Raw genomic sequence first — 2,028 nt, 5'->3', positions numbered from 1 at the left:
CGCACGGCCAGCACGATCCGGACCCGGCCGAGCGCCGCGTGGTCCGGCGCCGCCGCATCGGGCGCCCGTCCGCCGCAGGCACGGCGGGAGAGGCGGCGGTGCAGCGCCGCCGCGTCTGACAGGCCATGCCATGGCCGCGGCAACCGGCGGGGCAGCACCAGCAGCGGCGGCTGGCCGGCCGGATGGCGCGCCGCCGGCCAGCCGCCCGGCGCGCCTCAGCCGGCCAGGAAGGGCTCCACCAGCGCCAGGAAACCCTTCGGGTTCTCCGCATGCACCCAATGCCCGGCGCCCGGCACCATGGCGTAGGCCACGTGCGGGAACAGCGCCGCGATGCGGGCGTGATGCGCCGGGCGGACATAGGTCGAGCGTTCGCCGTCCAGCACCAGCACCGGCGCGTCGAAGCGCGCCTCCAGCTCCGGGAAGCCCTCGATCATCGGCATGGCGGCGGCGATCTCCGCCAGCCCCAGGCGCCACTGCGGCGCGCCCTCGCCGAAGCGCAGGTTCTGCAGCAGGAAGGCGCGGATATTGGGCTCCGGGATCGTGTCCGCCAGCAGCGCATCGGCCTCCCGCCGGGTCAGGTCGGGATGCAGCGGGATGTCCTGCATGGCCGCGACATAGGGGCGCAGCGCCGGTGGGTAGGTGACCGGGGCGATGTCGGCGACGACGAGCCGCGCCACCATCCCGGGCTGCGTCAGCGCCAGGGCCATGGCGACCTTGCCGCCCATGGAATGCCCCAGCACCGCGGCGGGCGCGGCGCCCAGCGCCGCCAGCGTCTCCGCCACATCGGCGGCCATCCGCGGATAGTCCATGGCCGGGTCGCGGCCGGAGGCGCCGTGGTTCCTGAGGTCGAGCGCAATGACGCGATGCCGCGGCGCCAGCGCCTTCTGGATGCCGCCCCAGTTGCTGGCGGCGCCGAACAGCCCGTGCAGCAGCACCAGGGGCGCCCCGTCTCCCGCCTCCACCGCGTTCAGTCGCATGGCGCGTGTCTCCTCATGGTTTGCCAGACCCGGGCCGGTCCGGGGGTCGCCCAACCCCTGGCAGGGGGGGGGTCGCGGGGGACGGCGTCCCCCTCGATCGTCACCCCCGTGCCGCCAGCAGCACGCTCGCCCCGATCAGCGCGCCGCCCAGCAGCACGTCCCACCCCAGCGCCTCCCCCAGCCAGAGGCTGGCGATGGCGACGCCCAGCGCCGGCACCAGCAGGAAGCCGACCGAGGCCATGATGCCCGACAGTCGCCGCCCCGCCTCGATGGTCGCCCAGGTGCCGATGGGCGCGGCGACGGCGCCGACGAAGATGGCATAGGGCCAGGCGTCGCGGCCGATGCCGCCCGCAGGTTCCCGCCACAGCGCCAGCGGCAGCAGCAGCGCGGCGCCGATCAGGAAGGAGACGGGCAGCAATTCCAGCACCGGCCGGCGCGGCGGCAGGCGGCGGGTGACCAGGATGGCGAGGCTCCAGGCCAGGCTGGCCAGCAGCAGCAGCCCGTAGCCCGCCAGCACGCCCGGCCCCAGGCCGGCGCCGCTGCCGAGCAGCGCCCAGGGCTGCATGAGCGCGAGGACGCCGAGCAGGCCGAGGCCCGCCGCCAGCCACTGGTTGCGGGAGACGCGGTCGCCCAGCACCCAGACCGAGAGCGGGATCAGCCAGAACACCGTGACATTGCCGAGGATGGCGGTGCGCCCGGCCGGCACCCATTCCAGCGCGACATGGGTCAGCGCGAAGAAGCCGCCGAGCTGCAGCAGGCCGAGCGCCAGGATGCAGGGCAGGTCCGCCCGCAGCGGCCAGCGCAGCCGCCCGAGCGCCGCCAGCAGCAGCGCGCTGGCCACCGCGGCCATGGCGGCGCGGTTGAGCGCGAACCAGAGCGGCGTGGCATCCGCCAGCGCCGCCTTGGTGATCGGCCAGACGCCGCCGAAGAGCAGGATGGAGACGCCGAGGTAGCGCAGGCCCTGCCGCAGGGATGCCGGGGGCGGGGCGCCCGCGGGGACCGCCCCCGCCGGGTCAGCCGCCATGCCAGGCCGGCGCGCAGCCGGCCGCGG

Annotated in this window: 2 protein-coding genes; both read right to left on the bottom strand. The window is 76.0% G+C overall.

All coding sequences use genetic code 11. From position 1 onward, the window contains the following. Positions 1–215: 215 nt before the first annotated feature. Positions 216–977: an alpha/beta fold hydrolase gene (locus E2C05_RS31310; RefSeq protein ID WP_133223514.1), complete on the bottom strand. Its 762-nt coding sequence runs from the start codon at positions 975–977 to the stop codon at positions 216–218. A gap of 100 nt (positions 978–1,077) precedes the next feature. Next, on the bottom strand, positions 1,078–2,001 hold the full coding sequence (locus E2C05_RS31305) for a DMT family transporter (protein ID WP_133223513.1): 924 nt from the start codon (positions 1,999–2,001) through the stop codon (positions 1,078–1,080). Positions 2,002–2,028: the final 27 nt, after the last annotated feature.

The organism is Paracraurococcus ruber, from assembly GCF_004353985.1.
GTDB lineage: Bacteria > Pseudomonadota > Alphaproteobacteria > Acetobacterales > Acetobacteraceae > Paracraurococcus > Paracraurococcus ruber.
This window is presented reverse-complemented; position numbering and strand designations above follow the sequence as displayed.